The organism is Pedobacter gandavensis, assembly GCF_032677645.1.
GTDB lineage: Bacteria > Bacteroidota > Bacteroidia > Sphingobacteriales > Sphingobacteriaceae > Pedobacter > Pedobacter gandavensis_A.
The window spans coordinates 81198-97935 of sequence record NZ_JAVTSB010000016.1; the positions used below are offsets into that span (position 1 = coordinate 81198).

Below are 16738 nucleotides of genomic sequence, written 5' to 3' on the forward strand. Positions count from 1 at the left end.
GTACCAAGCTGAATAAAGTTAGATGTCTTGTTCCCACCGCCCATTGTTTGACTTTAAGGTTGGGTGGGTTAAAAATATGATGTCATTTGAAGTTTTTTAATGGAGGCGCTCAATATCAAATTTATCTAATGTCTATGAAAATTTTTATAATAATAATAGTGGTTTTATTTTACTCGTTTTTAGCCCGAGGGCAGACAGTAAAAATAATCGGAAATGTCCAAGATACCAATAGAAATTTAAAATTGAGCAACGCTTCGGTAGTTGTGATTAAGTCTACGGATTCAATAATCTTTGCAGATACAAGAACGCACATTGGGAAGTTTATATTTAAAAAAGTACCAAACGGCCAGTATTTTTTGATCGTCTCTTATCCGAAATATGTTGATTTTCTTATGCCGTTGAGCTTAGGGAAAGATAGTGTACTTGATTTGGGGAATATAAATTTGGTCAGTGAAGCTATTTTTTTAGCTACGGTAACTGTTACTGCTAAAAGGATACCAATAAAAATCAGGGGTGATACAACTGAATATGATCCCTTGGCTTATAATCTGAAAGTTAATGCTACAGCTGAAGATTTATTGAAGCAATTACAGAATTTTCAGGTAGATAAATACGGAAATATTACTGCCCAAGGAAAACAGATAAATCGAGTATTGGTAGATGGAGAAGAATTTTTTGGCAACGATCCTACTTTGGTAACAAAAAATCTTAGGGCTGATATGATTGATAAGGTCCAGGTTTTCAATAAGAAAAGTGATCAGGCCACATTTACCGGTATTAATGATGGGAAGGATTCAAAAGTAGTTAATTTCAAGCTTAAAAAGGGAAATAAAGTAGGTGCCTTTGGTAAGGCTGAATTGGCATTTGGTGACCATGGATTTTACCAATCGCAATTGTTTTATAACCACTTCAATAATGATGAAAAATTTGCTTTACATGCATTTTCCAATAATACTGGGACTGTGGGGTTAAGCAGGAGGGATCGCCAACAATATTCAGATGGAAGTACCGATGCTTCATACAATAATTACGATCTAGATATCTGGAATGGGGAATATACGGGGAAAGGTGTGCCTACTTCTATAGGTGCTGGAAGCCATTATAGTAATAAATTCAAAGAAGGTAAGGTGAGTATTAATATGAATTATAATTTTAATGATTTGAATATTAAGGGAAATGACTATAGTAGTCTTCAGGAAAATCTACCCAATACATCATTTTTAACTAACTCAAGGAGAACGTTTGATAATACGCAACAAAAGAATAATTTAAATGGTGAACTAAGGGTGGCTTTGGATTCTACTTCCACTGTTTCTTTTAAGGTAAATGTTGGGTTGCTCCATAAAAAGACTTTTAGCGATTATTCTTCAGAAATGTTAGATTTAAGTGGTGGCGTTGTGAATTCAAATGCAAGATTGTTTTCTACAACAGGGGACAAACAAGCAGGGGCATCAGATATTTTGTACCTAAAAAAATTACGTAAACAAAGAAGGACTATATCTTTAGGCTTAAATCTATTCAATACCACATCAAATTCCTCTGGTGTCCTTGGTTCGAGTACAAATATCATTTCCAATGTAGGAAATGATGGGCCGGCAAACTTTAATCAATTTAAAACTAATGATGATCGCAGGTCATCGGTAACTTTAAAAGCGGTTTATACTGAACCCCTTTCTAAGTCATCAAGTGTCTCGGTTAATGTTGGTGGTTTGTTTAATTCCGAGGCGATCGATAGAAAGACTTTTGATCAATCTATGGGGGGGGCGGATAGGGTATTTAATAGTTTGTTTAGTAATAATTATCGATTAGATCAGTTTAGTCTTCGAGGGGGTATGCATTATTATTACTCTAAGAATAATATACGACTACAGGCTGGGTCTGATTTCTCTCATGTAGATTTTGATCAGAAAAACTTGTCAACGAATAAAGTTCTGAAAAGAAAAATTAATAATTATTTTCCTGCTGCCGAATTTTCTTACGACTTTTCCTCGCGAGAGGGGATCGTTTTGAAGTATAATGGATACTCTAATTTGCCAACACTTGAGCAGGTACAGCCAGTGATAAATAATATTGATCCGTTGAATACATATATAGGAAACGAGGGTTTAGCTCCGTCATTTACCAACAGTTTTTCATTAAATTATATAGCCTTTAAAACAGAAAAGGATATCTTCTTAAATGGGGTTGGAAGTTTTTCTATTGTAAATGATCCTATAATTACATCTGTTAATACGGATTCACTAGGTGTAAGTTCCTATACCTATGTCAATCTAAAGAATGGAAGGAATATTAGGTATTCTGCATCTTTCTCAGTTGGAGCCCCGACGCATATTAGTGATATAATTATGACAATTGATGGGAGTTTTCAAGGTAACCAATTTGAGAATTTGGTGAACTCGAGATTATCAAGAAATGTCTTAAATGTATCCACGCTAGTTTTTGGGGTAGGAAAGTCGAAAACAAATATTTATAGTTGTGGAATTAGTTTTGGATTAATTTACAATTCTAATTATAATAATTTACAGCCGTTATTGGTTAATAAATCATGGGGGTATACATCTAGGCCAAATTTTGACTTTTATTTGCCATTCAAAATGATGATACATACTGAAGCTGATTATTTATTCCAGGAAGGAACGAGTAATTTTCCCAACGACTTCAGTCGTTTTGTGTGGAACTCGTATATTCAAAAAGACTTTTTTAAGAACAGTTCTTTAACTGCTAAAGTTTCCGTTAATGATATCCTAAATCAAAACAAAGGATTTGACAGATTTATAAACCAAAATCTTGTTATCCAAAATACTTATGATACTATAAAACGGTATTTCATGTTTTCATTAGTATATAATTTCAAAAAACATCAAACTAAAAAATAAATGATGAAACACTTAATCGAAATTTGTTTGCCAGGGACTGTATTTATGTTTTTGGCAATGCTTCTTCCATATCAGTCTATTGCTCAGGGTGATGGGGTTATTGAGAATGGAAAAATAGAATTTGAAAGGACAGAGAATGCGTATTATTACCTGGATAATTATTATGGAGGTTTTAGTGTTGATATGAAAAAATATGCTGATGATTACAAAAGTAATTTCCCGAAGTTTAAGAATACCACTTTTGTACTTGACTTTGATACCCGGCAGTCATATTACCATCCTAAAAGCAATACAGAGATTAAGTTTGATTTTTTATCTCAGTTTGCATCAGTGAATAGTGTGGAGATCAATTTTGATCAGAATAGAACTATTAGTCAAAAGAACATTTTAGGTATTAGCTATCTGGTCGTTGATTCAGCCAAGAATATCCAATGGAAAATTACAGGTGAAACAAGGGAGATAGCTGGTTTTCTTTGCAGAAGGGCTAATGCAGTTATTGCGGATTCTATTTATGTTGTTGCATTTTATACAGATCAGATCTTGGCAAAAGGAGGGCCAGAGTTGTTTGTTGGGCTTCCAGGAATGATCTTAGGAGTTGCTCTTCCGAATGAACATATTACTTGGTTTGCGAAAAACTATTCACCAGAAGTAAAAAAGGACGTTTTAGGATCAGTAAAGCGAATTGGAAGACCTATTGACGCCAAGGGGTTGGATGATGTTATAAAAAGTGACGTAAATACAAAATCCTCAATCCTCAAAAATTTTGTCCGTAGAAGAGCTATATTCTGAAATTCTATTTGCTAATCTTAAAAAGATACTTCCCAGTTACATTGGATGTTGGTATAGGACCAAAAAATCGGGAATCTTTGGAGTTATTCCTATTATCTCCCATGACGTAAATGTAATCTTTTTTGAAAATATAGGAAGTCAAATGGTTGCCGTTTAAATCATAACCATTTTTCTCCATCCTGAGTTCTGGCTGCTCATAATTATGGATTAATGATAAGTACATTTTTTCGGTTTGTTCGTTTAGTGCAATTTGCATCCCTTTGTAGGGAATCATCACATTGGTTGTGTTAAGTAGCTCAGAGCTTTCTTTTGTACGTTTATATGAGCGTATGGAATGATTTGCTGGGGGCTGGAGTAGAATTGAGTCGATTCCGTTTGCTGCATCTAATTTCCTGAAAGATTCCATGTTCATATCTAAAATTAAATATCTAGAGTTTCTCAGGTAGTTTCCGTTAAGGTAATCTATATTTGCATTTGCGAGGAGTTGCTGTAGTTTGCTGTATGATCGGTACCATATTTTGTACCTTTGAATAACAGAGGGGGCTTCTATGAAATTACGTCCATTAACTCTGACCTTTGAGTTTTTTACTTCAATTTTTTGTCCAGGCAAGGCAATGCAACGTTTTACGTAATAAGATTCCTCTGTAGAATCCAATTTGAAAACGATAATATCGCTAGGCTCAATAGCTGGTTTAATCCCGAGTTGAATGAATATTGGAGCCAAAAGACCACTGTGTGTGGTCTTGTTTATAATAATCTTATCCTGAGTGGTTAGTTTGTTTTCCATTGAGTCTGAAGGGATGTTAAAGATGTCGAAAAAACATTCCCTAGTCACTAAGGTCAAAGAGGCTAACACAACAATCCATGCCAATGTTCTACTAGCGATTTTTATGAGCTGCTTAATCATTGAGAGTAAATTTACGAATGCCAATATTTTTAAAAGCTGTTAGTGTAAATAGCGTTTTTGGATTTTGTGGATCGATTGCTATTTGAAAGCAATCCTTGTCCAATATAATCTTTTTGACTGGCGTTCCATTCCAATCATAGACTAAGATTATGTTTGTAGACACGACATCTAGATTTGATGACTCGGATGGCTTGCCGTTAAATAGAGTGTATATAAAATCTTTTGTTACAGCTATATTATTGTAGCCATATCTGTTATTTGCAGTTAATTTAGACTTAAAGGACTTATTTCCCAAATCTAGTATATTGAACTCTGGCAAATAATATAGTTTTTCAGATAAAATTTTGGGGTTATCATTAGTTGTTTCAAAAATCTGAAAGAGAGCTCCTTTTGTTGAAAATGAAGCAACCTGCTCGCTCATTGGTCTAAAAGCTAGGTACGGACGGAGAACAGTTTTTGTCCATCCAATATTTTCATCGTAATAGAATTCTTTAAAGCGGGCATCTGGGGATTTGGTCAGATCAACGCCAGTTGTTAATTTGTTGTTATTGAGATTCCAGATCCCAAATACCTTGTTGTCTAACTTCGAAAAACCGATATTTCCAATAATTGTTGAGTCTGTCTGCATTATGGGGTTAATAAAATAGGTTTCTGCTGGAAGTTTACATACTAAGTACGGATGGTAACTCTCGCTAGTTAAAAGTTTGTCCAAATTATATTTGAATAATCTGTAAGGAGCAGAAGCTTCGTATACGGTGAACTCGTTTGAAGAGTTTCTTACGCGACTTAGTCCAACACTATTAATGTTGAATTTGTAATCTCCACTCCCAGTTTCTGCAAATCTTTTGACTAGTTTGCCGCTTTTTAGATTAATTAAACTGAATGCCGTATAGCCATTATTGTCATAAAAGACGGCTAAGGAATCAAAGACATCTATTGTCCGAGGATCGTAAAGAACGCTATCGTTCTCTAACTTTATTTCTGATCCCTTAAGTGTTATCTCTTTAATATTAGCGAAATCATTAATTGGATTGTCTGGCTTGCTTTTTTTAATGCATCCTGTAAAAAAAAATACAGTATTCAATAATACTGTAAGTGCAAGGGTTGATCTTAACTCCATGGGGACTATTTTTTTGAGATTGATGGGGATTATATGTTGCACAAAAAACCCAGAAGTGAGTCTGGGTTTTTTAATTAATGATTGTTTTTTTTTATTTCAAAAAAGAAAATGATTAATCTTTTTTGCCTGTTATTGTACCTGCTGTTCCATTTAATGTTGCTGTACAGCCACTTGCATTTTCTCCGCACTTAACTGTTTCAGCTACTGCAGGAAGATCAAGAGAGGCCTTTGCATCACGAATTGCAAATGCGCTTGATGATTCTACTCTTGCAACATTCCTTAATTTAACTTCTGTCTGGTTGTTAACTGGGTTTCCATTTAGGTTGCTAAAACCTAAAACAGTTACAACTAGTGCAGACATAAATAGTCCACTTTTCAATAATACTGATTTGCTTAATAATTTTTTCATAATTAATTTATTGTTTGATTCTAAAAGGTTTTTTTTGAAAAAAAAGTGGTTTAGGTTAATCTTTTTTGCCTGATATTGTGCCTGCTGATCCATTCATGGTTATGGTACAACCGCTTGCATTTTCACCGCACTTAATTGTTTCAGCTACCGCTGGAAGGTCAAGAGAAGCTTTTGCATCGCGAATTGCGAATAGACTTGAAGATTCTACTCTTGAAACATTTCTTAATTTAGTTTCTGTCTGGTTGTTTACTGAATTACCGTTAAGGTTACTAAAGCCTAAAACTGTTACAAAAAGTGCAGACATCAAAAGTCCACTCTTTAATAATACTGATTTGTTTAATAATTTTTTCATAATTATATATTTTTAATTTAAAAACAAGGTATAGATCTTTTTTTATAAAAAGAAATAATTTAGTCTATATATTTCTGCTTTTGATTTTTTTTGAAAAATTCAATATTTAAAATGCTAAGTTTTGAATATTAAGGTTTGTTTATTATTAAAATTATATTAATAATTGATAATCAGTTAATTTTTTTTTGACTATTATTTTTTAGTGTTTAATTGTGAAATATTTTGTTATTTTCAAAGCGGTTTTGTTTTATTAAGTTAATTGCTTTTGTGAGATGAAAAAAGTAGTAATCAACACAAGCCTCATTTTATACTTGATGATTTTCTGAATAATCCTAAAAACAAAATAATATGAATTTACCATAATTATTTACTAAGTTCGTTTTAATATAAAATAATAATTATGAAATTATATTTTTCGAAATTTTTTTTATTGAATAAGTCGAGCATCTTACTGGAATCGGCTCTTCTGTTTTCTCTAATTGCTTGTGTAGGTTGCTCATCTGCAGAAAAACCAGATACTCCTTCTATCTATGTATTGAAGCATGAAAGTAAAGTTGAAGGAGAAAACTTATCTAAATTAGAAATAGATAATCCAGTATATAACTTTGGTACGTTAAAAACTGGGGAAGAAATAAGGCATGTGTTTCTCTTAACTAATAAGAGTAAAACACCTCTGATAATAAAAAATGCTAATACAACATGTGGATGCACCGTTGCGTTAATACCTAAAAAGCCTATCTTTTTTAATCAACAAGATTCAATAGTTGCCGTTTTTTCTAGTAACACTACTGGAATGCAGAATAAGGTGATTACCGTTTTCTCCAATTCAGCAGATTCTATCAAATTACTTACGCTTGTTGGTAATGTTGTCGCAAGGAATTAAGTGTTTTTAAATTCAATTACATATTCCAAGAACTTATGTGTAAGCTGACCTGAGGCCCTTCTCAAAAACTAGCCAGTAAAAACTAGATAATCGGGGGAAGTCAAACTGACATATATTAAGGAACTGGAAGAATAAAATACCCAACTTAATTAACTGTATTCGATTTTAAGCCTGGTGCATGAAAATTTTGAAGAAGCCGTAGAAAAAAACCTTTAATGTTTGATGAATAGCGGGGATTGGTGACAGCGATGATCAGGAAAAATCAGCCACTGTCATGTATGTTATGTTTTTTTTGCAGATTAGCAGCTGTTTTTACATCCATAAGCAAAATAATGAGATTTTCGATGAATTTCATATCCTCTTTAAAAAGCTTGCTGTTATTAGGTTTTGGTATTGTAATAGCAGATTGAGGCGAAAGGACTTTCTGTAGAATCATAAATGTGCTCTGAGAGATTGTGAAAGCGAATTGATGGAAAGGTTGGGAATCCCTCACCTTTCCTTAAAAAAAATATGTGCGTGCCTGGGCATAGCTTAGAACTTAGCCATGAAGAATTCAAAACTAAGAGTGATAAATTTGAAAAATATTGCTTTTGAAGTTAATGTGTTGATTTTCTAGGTTAAACCAGAATATGCAGTTATTTGAGAATTAGGCGAGAATACTACATATTGTGTTTTCCAAGCTTCCTCATCCTTAATTAAGCTGTTCAATAATTTTAATAAGCTCTTTTCTCTCTTGTTGATATAGTGTAGGTATTCCGGGGAAGTTGACCACCTGATTCCGTGGCAAAGTGACCAGTCAATTCGCTGGCGAACAACAGCAGCTAAAGCTGTAAAAGCGTTTTCAAAGTTAGCTAATAAATTGGCTATTGATAGCCAGTTTCTTGAACATCAGTTTTTCTTTTTTTTCTCATTGATTCTCCTTTGAGTTCAATACGGTGTGCACTATGCACGATTCGGTCCAGGATGGCATCAGCAATTGTTTTTTCGCCTATAACTTCGTACCATTTGCTGACCGGCAATTGAGAAGTAATGATCAGCGAAGCCTTTCCATGTCTGTCTTCAATAATCTCCATTAGGGCAGCCATGATCTGTGCATCAAAAGGCTGTATACCAAAGTCATCAAGTATCAGCAACTGCTGCCGTTCGATTCTAACGACCTCTTTGAGATACGAACCATCGGCCTTGGCCATTTTGAGCTTAGAGAAAAGCTTTGGTGTGCTGGCATAAAAGACCCTGTAGCCAAGTGTGCAGGCTTGAGAGCCTATAGCCGAAGCAATATAGCTTTTACCAATGCCTGTGCTTCCAGTAATTAATAAGTTCTCATTGCGTTCGATAAATGTACAGTCCGCCAGTCGCATGATCTGGTTACGATCAATACTGCGATCTGCGTGATAATGTACGTCCTATACGGAGGCTTTATAGTGGAACTTAGCAGAATAGATCTGCCGTTCGATCCGTCTGTTGTGGCGGTCATCCCATTCCGCCTCTATCAGGTGTGCCAATAGCTCATCTGCGGTATAGTCCTCTGTTTTGCCTGTTTCCAGTGTGCTTTGAAAAGCATGATACATGCCGAAGAACTTTAACTTCCGCATTTTGTCTAATGTATTTGTGTTCATTCCATTGGTTGTTTTAAAGGTTATTTATAGTAGTCTTCTCCTCTGATATTATCATGGTTTGGTATCGGTAATTCGTCAGCGAACAGGCTCTCTTCATATTGGTCCATCTTCTTTTCCAGGATCATATGAAATAGTCTTATAATTATAGACACCATACTGCAGACCCCGCCTGCAAGCTAGGATGAGGCGCTCATTACCTACTTTACGGGAGAAACCAAGAATGCCCAGGCAGGATTTATATGCCTGTTCGGGATGCTTTTTGCGGTCGAATATTTGATGGATATAAAGCCTGACATCCTCATGAATAGAAGACGCCCAGCCCAGGAACTTATCCTGTGACCAATCCGCAACGAACTGGTGTGTAGAAGCCCGATGGTCGTTTTCAGTGGTATAAAGGTATAGTCCTTTTGCACTTTTATGCATTGCAATCCGCTCGTAGTGATAGAATGCCTCTACAGAAGAACTGGAATAAAGCAGCTTGATCTTTCTTCCGATAAACCGGTAAGGCACACTATAATAATGCTTATCAGGGCCAAGGCAGACATAGCCATTTTTCATTACGGTGGCATGGAACTGTTTTTTAAGCTCGTACTTCAGGACAGATAACGGCCAGAGCGCTTCACGCTCTATCTCATCAAACTTGTTGCCTGCGGCTGTAATTGCGCCCTTGTAAAAGCCGGTTGTTATGTTCCTCAAGCATTGGCCTGATGGCATCATTGAGTTCCTTCAAAGAGTGGTAAACTCCTTTTCTTAAGGGGGCATAAATGCGGGTGTATATAATCTTAACGGCACCTTCTACTAATGCTTTATCACGCGGACGGAACGCCCGTGCGGGCAGTATAGTTGTACCATAATAATCTGCAAAGTCAGAGAATGTTTCGTTCAGTGTCGGTTCATAACGGCTGCTTTTGATGACTGCGGCTTTCAGATTATCAGGCACAATAGCATCAGGAACACCACCGATATAGTGAAGAGTATGCTCACAGGCCGCAATAAAATCCTCTTTTTGCTGACTACCAACAGCTTCTACATAAGTAAGCTGGCTCGCCCCAAGGATCGATACAAATACCTCAACGTTAATTATCTCACCGGTCTGCTTATCAGTAATACTGAGCTTTTGGCCTGCAAAATCTACATATAGCTTATCCCCGGCTTTATGATCAATATGCATGGTCGGATTGACCCGGTTCTTCCATTGATTGTAATAGAAGCAAAATTGGCTGTACTGATAGCCGTCCGGAAACTCTTTATAGTACTCTGCCCATAATATATGGCGGTTTACACCGGTGCGTTTAAGCTCCTTGTCAACATGGGGAAAGCAGCGTAGCAAAGAATGAATACGCCCTGAAGGAGCATGTTCCCTGCTTTTCCCAAAAGGTCTTCCAGTTCTTTGTCACTCAGTGCATCAACCTCCTCAAAGGTAAACCCGCTTTCCTTAAACGAAGCCAGATACTTCTTTACGGTGTTACGGGAAGCATCAGCCTGGGCAGAGATCGACATAATACTGCGACCATTGCTAAACATCCTTAAAATCTTTCTAATCTTACTCATACTAATTGTAGTGTTGGCCATGCTCCTGAAGGTTAGTTAAACCTTACAAAGATGGTTGCTTCTACAGTATTAGCTGGTCGTTCGGGTGGTCAATTTGCCCCGGAATAGGGTGGTCACCTTCCACCGGAATCAGGTGGTCAATATCAGCGGTATATCCAGCTAAAGAGTGTGAGGAAAAAATTTTTTTCCTTATCCGCAATCCTATAACTAGCGGAATACTAACTTCACTAAAAACTCAAATTGAAATTGTAGAAAGCTATAAGTAAATCCTATTTGGAATAATCGAATTTAAAGCGAAATTCCATGCATCCTCTTTCAAAATAGAGATGAATCGGAATATCCAAGATGAAATTAGTAGTCATATATTATCTTTGACAGATACTATAGTAGACCATGATTTAACCTAATAAGATTTTATGGGTATCCGATATTCTTAAATCAGGACCAGTCAAGTCTGCAAGTTTGCAAAAAAGAAACTCTTGGAGTATATCCAACATTAGGAGATGAATTAAAAACCGGCTGTTTATGGATTGAGCAGAACAGCCGGGTTTTCACTAAACATGGATACAGAAGGACTAAGTTCTCGATTCGGCGAAACTGATTTGGATGTAAGATGTAAGTATGCCATGCAAGGTTTCCCTAAGTTCCTCGATCAGGATCTGTTTAAAATTTACTTCTTCTTCTGAAGTACTTAGCTTGTTGATTAGATCTTCAATAAAGTGTTTCTCGATCCAGTCCTCGTTTCCCGCATGTTTATATCTGGTTCTCATAAACCAAGTAAATGAGGGTATTGCAGAAGGTTTCAGATTTAGGAAATCATTATAAAAAGTTGGGAAGTCCCAGGTATGGAATACAGGACGATCATAAAACTCTTTGCGGCAGCGATCATAGAATTCATCAGGATCCAATAGGAACAAATCATATAGGTTTTCGGCTCGACGTTCTTCGTTTAGAGCTTCAGTAGCGTTGTTTACCTCCCGAAGTGTATCTTTTAGCAGTTTCCAGTCGGAGTTTTCTGGAAATCGGTTTACCTCTCGCAAGGTGAAATCAAGGTCAGAATCATAACTGAATTTTGATTGATTATCTTTCAGTGCATTAGTCAACCTTTCAGCAAGTATATTGGATGGATACTCAGCAATAGCAGGAAACCGTTCTAAGTATGCAAATACGTCTAAATACTTTTTTAATGGATAATCGCCATTCTCCGAAAGAGTCAGCATCTTTTCGCTGAGTATTTTATATTCTTCATTGGACAAATCAAATACTTGTGGCATCGAAAGCTCGTTGTAAACTGATTCAGCTTCAGACAGGGGTGCAATTGCATCATCAATAAACTGAAGTTCGGAAATTAATAGCATCTGGTCAAGTTCATTTCCACCAGTGACAAAATCGTAGGCAGATTTCAGAAAGTGATACTCCCACATCCGAAAATATTTGGTTACAAACTGTTCTGAATATTTCATTTCCTCAAGGGGCAGTGCATTAGGTGCTTCATTATCGAGCCTAGCTTTGGTCTTTCGCCACATTTGGATAGTAAAATCATCTGTGAGCTTTTTATTGATGCTTACCATATCTTCGATGCCTTGTTTTGAATGATAGCTGAGTAACCCGCTCTTAAATTCAATACATACAGCACAGGTAAATCTGAGAGTTAAGTTCATTTTCCGTTGCTGTACATCAATCTCCCTCGTTTCCCTTTTAGGGTTGTTATCTAAGGATTCATACACTTTTTTATAATGGTTAAGAAAATAGATAAGTGTACGTAGAGAAACACATTTTCCAATTTGAAATTGATTATGGATGGTGTCTTTTACGAGTTTCAGGTGCTCATGAAATTCCGGTGCAGGGATACTGTACTTTGATAGTATAATCTCATCAAAAGTTGTTTCGAAACTTTCAGGATATTCCACTATGCTTCCTATTGTCTTTTCACGTACCTCTTTATAAAGGGGTTGGTCTAATACTTCATCTTCGTCGGCAACTATGATCACTTTATTGTTTTCGTGTTCAACCATGGAGTTAATAAAACCTATGAGCTCGCTGATAGTTAAATCCTTTGAAATCCTATCCAAATCATCAAATATTATAACAAAGTCTCCGAAGCTTATGTTATTTTTCCTGGCCTTTTGAAAGTCTTTTAAAAAATCGTCAATATTACCCGCACTCGTAATATTGAGCATTCCTCGAAGAAGGATTTTAGAGAGATAGGGATCATTGGGTAATGTTTCACTTTTCAGGTGGGGTGTTAGAGTCATGGACATTTGTAAATAGATTTCTTCTATCGACGTCAATCCATATAGTGAAATATAGATAGGGATGTAATATTTTTTTGTTGATCCTTCCAGTCTCGTATTACTGATTTGATCTAACAGTCTGTCTTTGACGAAATGGGTTTTTCCCGTTCCTCTTTTTCCGTTTAACAGCAACGCATAATTGGTTTCTATATCTAAATAGGAATGGATCATTCGCTGTACCTGTTTCAACTCTGAGCTTGTAGTTGCTCTAACTTTTTTTTTACTATTAGAATAGCATATGATCGTAACAAGAAATGTTAAAACCGTAAATATGTCCGCATATTTTAAGCCTTGCAAAAGTTCAAAACCAACTAAATTGTAATGATCACTGACGAACCTGAAATATAGGTAAGTTACAACAAAGAATAATCCGGCGGGAAACCAATACCTGGAATAGAGGAAGCGCCTTGTTTGGAAGTTTATGATAGAAACAATAATGGCAATAAAGAATACCACCCAAAAGCAGTCTATGAATAAACTGCTTTTTATCGTTGAAAGTAAAGGAAAAGTAACCCAAGTGTCGAATTTTTTGATGAAAAACTGATTGAATAGGATCCCTGCCGCTAGAAAGATAAAAAGTAAAATTGAGGTGTCAGCAATCCTCCTGCTTCTGATTTTTTGGTGTAAAATATTTATAGTCGAGGTTAATTTTGTCATGTTATTTTCGAGTACGATTAAGTGAATTTTTTTAATTAAATGTTACAATAGTTGAATATCACTGTAACAAAGATATTAAATTATAAAGTCGTGGGACAGTTGGTTTCAATCTATTTCTCATGATTTATTTATTGATTTAAAATTAGGTTTAACCACTAAAGTCCTTTGGATAAACGGAACGTTGGAATTTTCTAAGTTCCTAATGTTAGAAGGTTCTTGATTTATAGGCGTAAGGATATCCAAAGGCTACTTGATGACGAAGGATGAAACTTATTCTGCAGCCTGCCTAGATACATGTCTTGAGTTCTTAAAATGTCTGTACATTTTACAAAAATCAGAAATATAGGGTGCATTTAACTTCTTGAATTTTTCATTATGAGATTCACTTAATTAGGTTACTTACTTCCGAGAATACTGTAAAACAAGTAAAAAGGGATCAAATTCTTGAAGATTTGTTGATCTTTTCCAGCGAACGTTTTCAGAACCTGATCTATTTCTTTGAAAGTATCTCTTCTATGATTAAATGATAGAAGTCTAGTGTATATTTCTGCCTGCTTTGCCTTTAGTAGATATTCCGACGAAATGACGCCAGTGTTCCGCACTAAAGTACGCCAGCCAGACCGGCCGTATCACCACTAAGTAAGAGTGGTATTTTTCAAACTTAATGATTTTTTTTCTTTCTCAAGGATTTGCCCGTTAGGGCTATTCTGTGCGCAGAAGCTGCCAGTCTGTCCATTATTGCATCAGCCAGCGTTGGCTCATCAATAAAGTTGTACCAGCTGTCCACCGGCAACTGAGAAGTAATGATGGTCGAGCCATTTCCATATCTGTCTTCCAGGATATCCAACAGTGCAATTCTTGCATCATTATTCAGTGCTTTTAGCCCAAAGTCGTCCAGGATCAAAAGCTTATTTGCTGAGATTCCCCTGATCCATTTCAGGTAAGAACCATCAAGCCTAGCTTGAGCTAAAGCATCCAGAAATTTATTCATACTAAAGTATTGGGTGCGGTAGCCCAACAGACAGGCACTCCGGCCCAAGGCACAAGCCAGAAAACTCTTGCCACAACCAGTGGCCCCTGTGATGAGTATATTCTCGCCTTTGTCGATAAACATACCATCAGAGAGCCTTAGGATCTGTTCTCTTGTAATTCCTCTTTCGGCATTACAGAGTATGTCTTCGGGCAGCGCATGATAACGCAGCTTACTTGCTTTGAGGTACTTTTGCGTGCGGGAATGATCCCGGTATTCGACTTCGGCCTGGGTGATGATAGCAATCAGTGCATGTACATCCTGCAATTCATGTATAGGCAGCGATAGTGCTGCCTCATAGCGTTTAGCCATGCCAGTCAACTTTAGTGTTTTAAGTTGTTCTACTGTGTTTTGTGTATTCATTATGTGGGTTTTATGTAAGTTGTTTAGTTATAGGCCTCAGCCCCCTGAGGTTAGTATGGACAGGAATGCGGTATTCGGCAGAGGGATCCTCTTCCAGCATATCCATATTGTTATCAAGGATTTTTTTGATCACACTGTAGCTGAACTTGTTTCCCTTTAAGCCTCTTTTACAGGCGGCCTCCATTCGGATAGTGCCGTAAGCACTCATTAGGCGAAGCAAACCAAGGCAGGAAGTGTAAGACTGATCGATGACCAGTCTGCTGTCCATCACTTTTTTGAAGAATTCAAAAGTGTAAGGTCCGTTATCTTCTGCCTTTTTCAGGTAATAATCAGGACTCCAGCCACGTTGTTTGTCAATAGCCTGATGTCTTTCAGGCATATGCTCTTTAATACTGGTATAGCCATGACTGGTATAATTCCTGGTATGTACAGCGATCCTTTGGTTATCATGATAGATTTCCACGTGATCAGCATCATAAGCAATACGGACTTCCTTGCCGATGTAGCGATAAGGAACAGAGTAAAAGTGCCAATCCTCACCAACCAGTACATGGTAATGCTTTTGAACTTTCGCTTTGGTGTAATGGCGTATCGTATACCCGGATTCTGCCAAAGGTTGTAATAGTTCTTTTTCATGACCAGCAAATAACTCCTGCCTGCTAAAGGTCTTCTTCTGGAAGTTCAGCTGATGGTGCTGGTTTAGCTTTTCCAGGATTGCCGCGTTTAATTCAGCAAGACTATGGAAGCGCTGGTTGCGCAGGCCCGCATAAATACGTCTGTAAGTGATCTTGACATTGTTCTCAACAGAAGGTTTGTCCTTAGGTTTATATGGACGGGCAGCAAGAAGCGCAATATTATTATGGTTTGCCCATTGTTCCAGCATATCTGTAAATACTGGTTCGTATTTACAACTTCTAGACACCCACTGTCTCATGTTGTCTGATTTGACAGCCAGGGGAACACCACCAAAGTAATCAAGAGTGTGGTTCAGCGCCTTGACCACCTGAGGTAGTTTGGCATCAGGTAAGGCCTCCACATAGCCGTATCCACTAAAGGGAAGCACAGCGACATATACCGGACAAGCGATAAGTTCGCCTGTCGAAGGGTCAACGTAGTGCAGCATATCGCCGGCAAAGTCCACTTCCAGCAGCTTTGCCGGATAATGAACGAAATGCATCACGGCATTATTAACCTTCATTTGATCCTGTAAAAGCTCACAGAATCTGGAATATTGAAAACCAGCCGGGTATTCTTTAATATATTCTTCCCAAAGTAATAAACGGGTTACGCCAGTTCGGCTGAGTTCTTTATTAAAATACTCAATAAGGCTGTTGAAATGAACTTTACGGGGGTCAGTACCCTCCGGAACAACAGGCTTTAATAAGCCCAGTATCTGTTCCAGCTGCTCATCAGAACGCTTTAGTAGTTCCTTAAAATCGATTCCTGTTTGAAGGAATTTCTGCAAGTAGAGGGCAATTGTTTTCCTGGTAATCTTGACTTCTTTTTCTATCGCCCGCTGGGAAATACCGCGCTCAAGAAATAAAAGTATCTGTCTTATCTTTTGCATACTAAGTAGCTTATTTGCCATACTGCAAGTGGTTTTGGTTACAAACCAAACTTATAGTAATTGGCGGTTAAACTCAGCTTAGTGGTGAACTTTGGCGCGGAATAAGTGGTGTACTTTGTGTCGGAATGTCAGACCTCAACAAAATCAGTCCGGTAGCAAAGTGGTGGACTTTGCAGCGGAATAATTGGTAACCTTTCCAGCGGAATACTGGTGGACTTTACTCCGGAATGAGTGGCGTACTATGGAGCGGAATATCCATTTAGTTCTTCTTGGTCAATTTTTCCCCTTTTTGATTTAGAAAATAAATGAAAAGATTCGGAAATC

Annotated in this window: 13 protein-coding genes and 1 pseudogene; 3 read left to right on the top strand and 11 right to left on the bottom strand. The window is 37.0% G+C overall.

Features of this window, described 5'->3' with window-relative positions; all coding sequences use genetic code 11:
• Window positions 1-134: 134 nt before the first annotated feature.
• Both R2Q66_RS23100 and R2Q66_RS23105 read left to right on the top strand, forming a co-directional pair.
• Window positions 135-2876, top strand: a complete 2742-nt coding sequence (locus R2Q66_RS23100) for an outer membrane beta-barrel protein (protein WP_316753683.1) — start codon at window positions 135-137, stop codon at window positions 2874-2876.
• The gene (locus R2Q66_RS23105) at window positions 2877-3665 is read left to right on the top strand and encodes a GLPGLI family protein (protein ID WP_316753686.1); all 789 of its coding nucleotides are present in this window, start codon (window positions 2877-2879) and stop codon (window positions 3663-3665) included.
• 4 nt (window positions 3666-3669) lie between these two features.
• Here the strand turns inward: R2Q66_RS23105 and lepB are convergent, their stop codons facing one another.
• The 4 genes from lepB to R2Q66_RS23125 form a co-directional block, all read right to left on the bottom strand.
• Window positions 3670-4572, bottom strand: coding sequence for a signal peptidase I (lepB, locus tag R2Q66_RS23110; RefSeq protein ID WP_316753689.1), 903 nt, complete (start codon window positions 4570-4572; stop codon window positions 3670-3672).
• Window positions 4565-5692: a BF3164 family lipoprotein gene (locus tag R2Q66_RS23115; RefSeq protein WP_316753691.1), complete on the bottom strand. Its 1128-nt coding sequence runs from the start codon at window positions 5690-5692 to the stop codon at window positions 4565-4567. Before R2Q66_RS23115 ends, lepB begins: the two co-directional genes overlap by 8 nt.
• Window positions 5693-5804: 112 nt before the next feature.
• The gene (locus R2Q66_RS23120) at window positions 5805-6101 is read right to left on the bottom strand and encodes a hypothetical protein (RefSeq protein ID WP_316753693.1); all 297 of its coding nucleotides are present in this window, start codon (window positions 6099-6101) and stop codon (window positions 5805-5807) included.
• Between the two features lie 55 nt (window positions 6102-6156).
• A complete protein-coding gene (locus R2Q66_RS23125; RefSeq protein ID WP_316753695.1) occupies window positions 6157-6453 on the bottom strand; it encodes a hypothetical protein in 297 nt (98 codons plus the stop codon).
• Window positions 6454-6853: 400 nt separating this feature from the next.
• On the opposite strand from R2Q66_RS23125, the gene R2Q66_RS23130 reads away from it, so the two are divergent.
• Window positions 6854-7336, top strand: a complete 483-nt coding sequence (locus tag R2Q66_RS23130; RefSeq protein ID WP_316753697.1) for a DUF1573 domain-containing protein — start codon at window positions 6854-6856, stop codon at window positions 7334-7336.
• Between the two features lie 863 nt (window positions 7337-8199).
• On the opposite strand, the pseudogene istB (R2Q66_RS23135) reads toward R2Q66_RS23130, so the two are convergent.
• From istB (R2Q66_RS23135) to istA (R2Q66_RS23165), 7 genes and pseudogenes are all read right to left on the bottom strand, one after another.
• Window positions 8200-8952, bottom strand: a pseudogene (gene istB, locus R2Q66_RS23135) (IS21-like element helper ATPase IstB).
• A 93-nt stretch (window positions 8953-9045) separates the two neighbouring features.
• Entirely contained in the window at window positions 9046-9648 is a 603-nt protein-coding gene (locus tag R2Q66_RS23140) for a Mu transposase domain-containing protein (protein ID WP_316753699.1), read from the bottom strand.
• Entirely contained in the window at window positions 9587-10282 is a 696-nt protein-coding gene (gene istA / locus R2Q66_RS23145) for an IS21 family transposase (RefSeq protein WP_316753701.1), read from the bottom strand. Before istA (R2Q66_RS23145) ends, R2Q66_RS23140 begins: the two co-directional genes overlap by 62 nt.
• Complete coding sequence (locus tag R2Q66_RS23150; protein ID WP_316753703.1) at window positions 10231-10503, bottom strand: hypothetical protein; 273 nt, start codon at window positions 10501-10503, stop codon at window positions 10231-10233. Before R2Q66_RS23150 ends, istA (R2Q66_RS23145) begins: the two co-directional genes overlap by 52 nt.
• A gap of 575 nt (window positions 10504-11078) precedes the next feature.
• A complete protein-coding gene (locus R2Q66_RS23155) occupies window positions 11079-13454 on the bottom strand; it encodes a P-loop NTPase fold protein (protein WP_316753705.1) in 2376 nt (791 codons plus the stop codon).
• 661 nt (window positions 13455-14115) lie between these two features.
• Window positions 14116-14847 carry an IS21-like element helper ATPase IstB gene (gene istB, locus R2Q66_RS23160; protein WP_111634349.1) on the bottom strand — a complete coding sequence of 244 codons (732 nt, stop codon included), beginning with the start codon at window positions 14845-14847 and terminating at the stop codon, window positions 14116-14118.
• A gap of 10 nt (window positions 14848-14857) precedes the next feature.
• Window positions 14858-16414: an IS21 family transposase gene (gene istA, locus R2Q66_RS23165; protein ID WP_316753706.1), complete on the bottom strand. Its 1557-nt coding sequence runs from the start codon at window positions 16412-16414 to the stop codon at window positions 14858-14860.
• Window positions 16415-16738: the final 324 nt, after the last annotated feature.

Excerpts from the sequence above, each read along its gene's own strand:
- R2Q66_RS23100 (WP_316753683.1), top strand. The coding sequence starts at position 135 with ATGAAAATTTTTATAATAATAATAGTGGTTTTATTTTACTCGTTTTTA.
- R2Q66_RS23105 (WP_316753686.1), top strand. The coding sequence starts at position 2,877 with ATGATGAAACACTTAATCGAAATTTGTTTGCCAGGGACTGTATTTATG.
- lepB (WP_316753689.1), bottom strand. The coding sequence starts at position 4,572 with ATGATTAAGCAGCTCATAAAAATCGCTAGTAGAACATTGGCATGGATT.
- R2Q66_RS23115 (WP_316753691.1), bottom strand. The coding sequence starts at position 5,692 with ATGGAGTTAAGATCAACCCTTGCACTTACAGTATTATTGAATACTGTA.
- R2Q66_RS23120 (WP_316753693.1), bottom strand. The coding sequence starts at position 6,101 with ATGAAAAAATTATTAAGCAAATCAGTATTATTGAAAAGTGGACTATTT.
- R2Q66_RS23125 (WP_316753695.1), bottom strand. The coding sequence starts at position 6,453 with ATGAAAAAATTATTAAACAAATCAGTATTATTAAAGAGTGGACTTTTG.
- R2Q66_RS23130 (WP_316753697.1), top strand. The coding sequence starts at position 6,854 with ATGAAATTATATTTTTCGAAATTTTTTTTATTGAATAAGTCGAGCATC.
- R2Q66_RS23150 (WP_316753703.1), bottom strand. The coding sequence starts at position 10,503 with ATGAGTAAGATTAGAAAGATTTTAAGGATGTTTAGCAATGGTCGCAGT.
- R2Q66_RS23155 (WP_316753705.1), bottom strand. The coding sequence starts at position 13,454 with ATGACAAAATTAACCTCGACTATAAATATTTTACACCAAAAAATCAGA.
- istB (WP_111634349.1), bottom strand. The coding sequence starts at position 14,847 with ATGAATACACAAAACACAGTAGAACAACTTAAAACACTAAAGTTGACT.
- istA (WP_316753706.1), bottom strand. The coding sequence starts at position 16,414 with ATGCAAAAGATAAGACAGATACTTTTATTTCTTGAGCGCGGTATTTCC.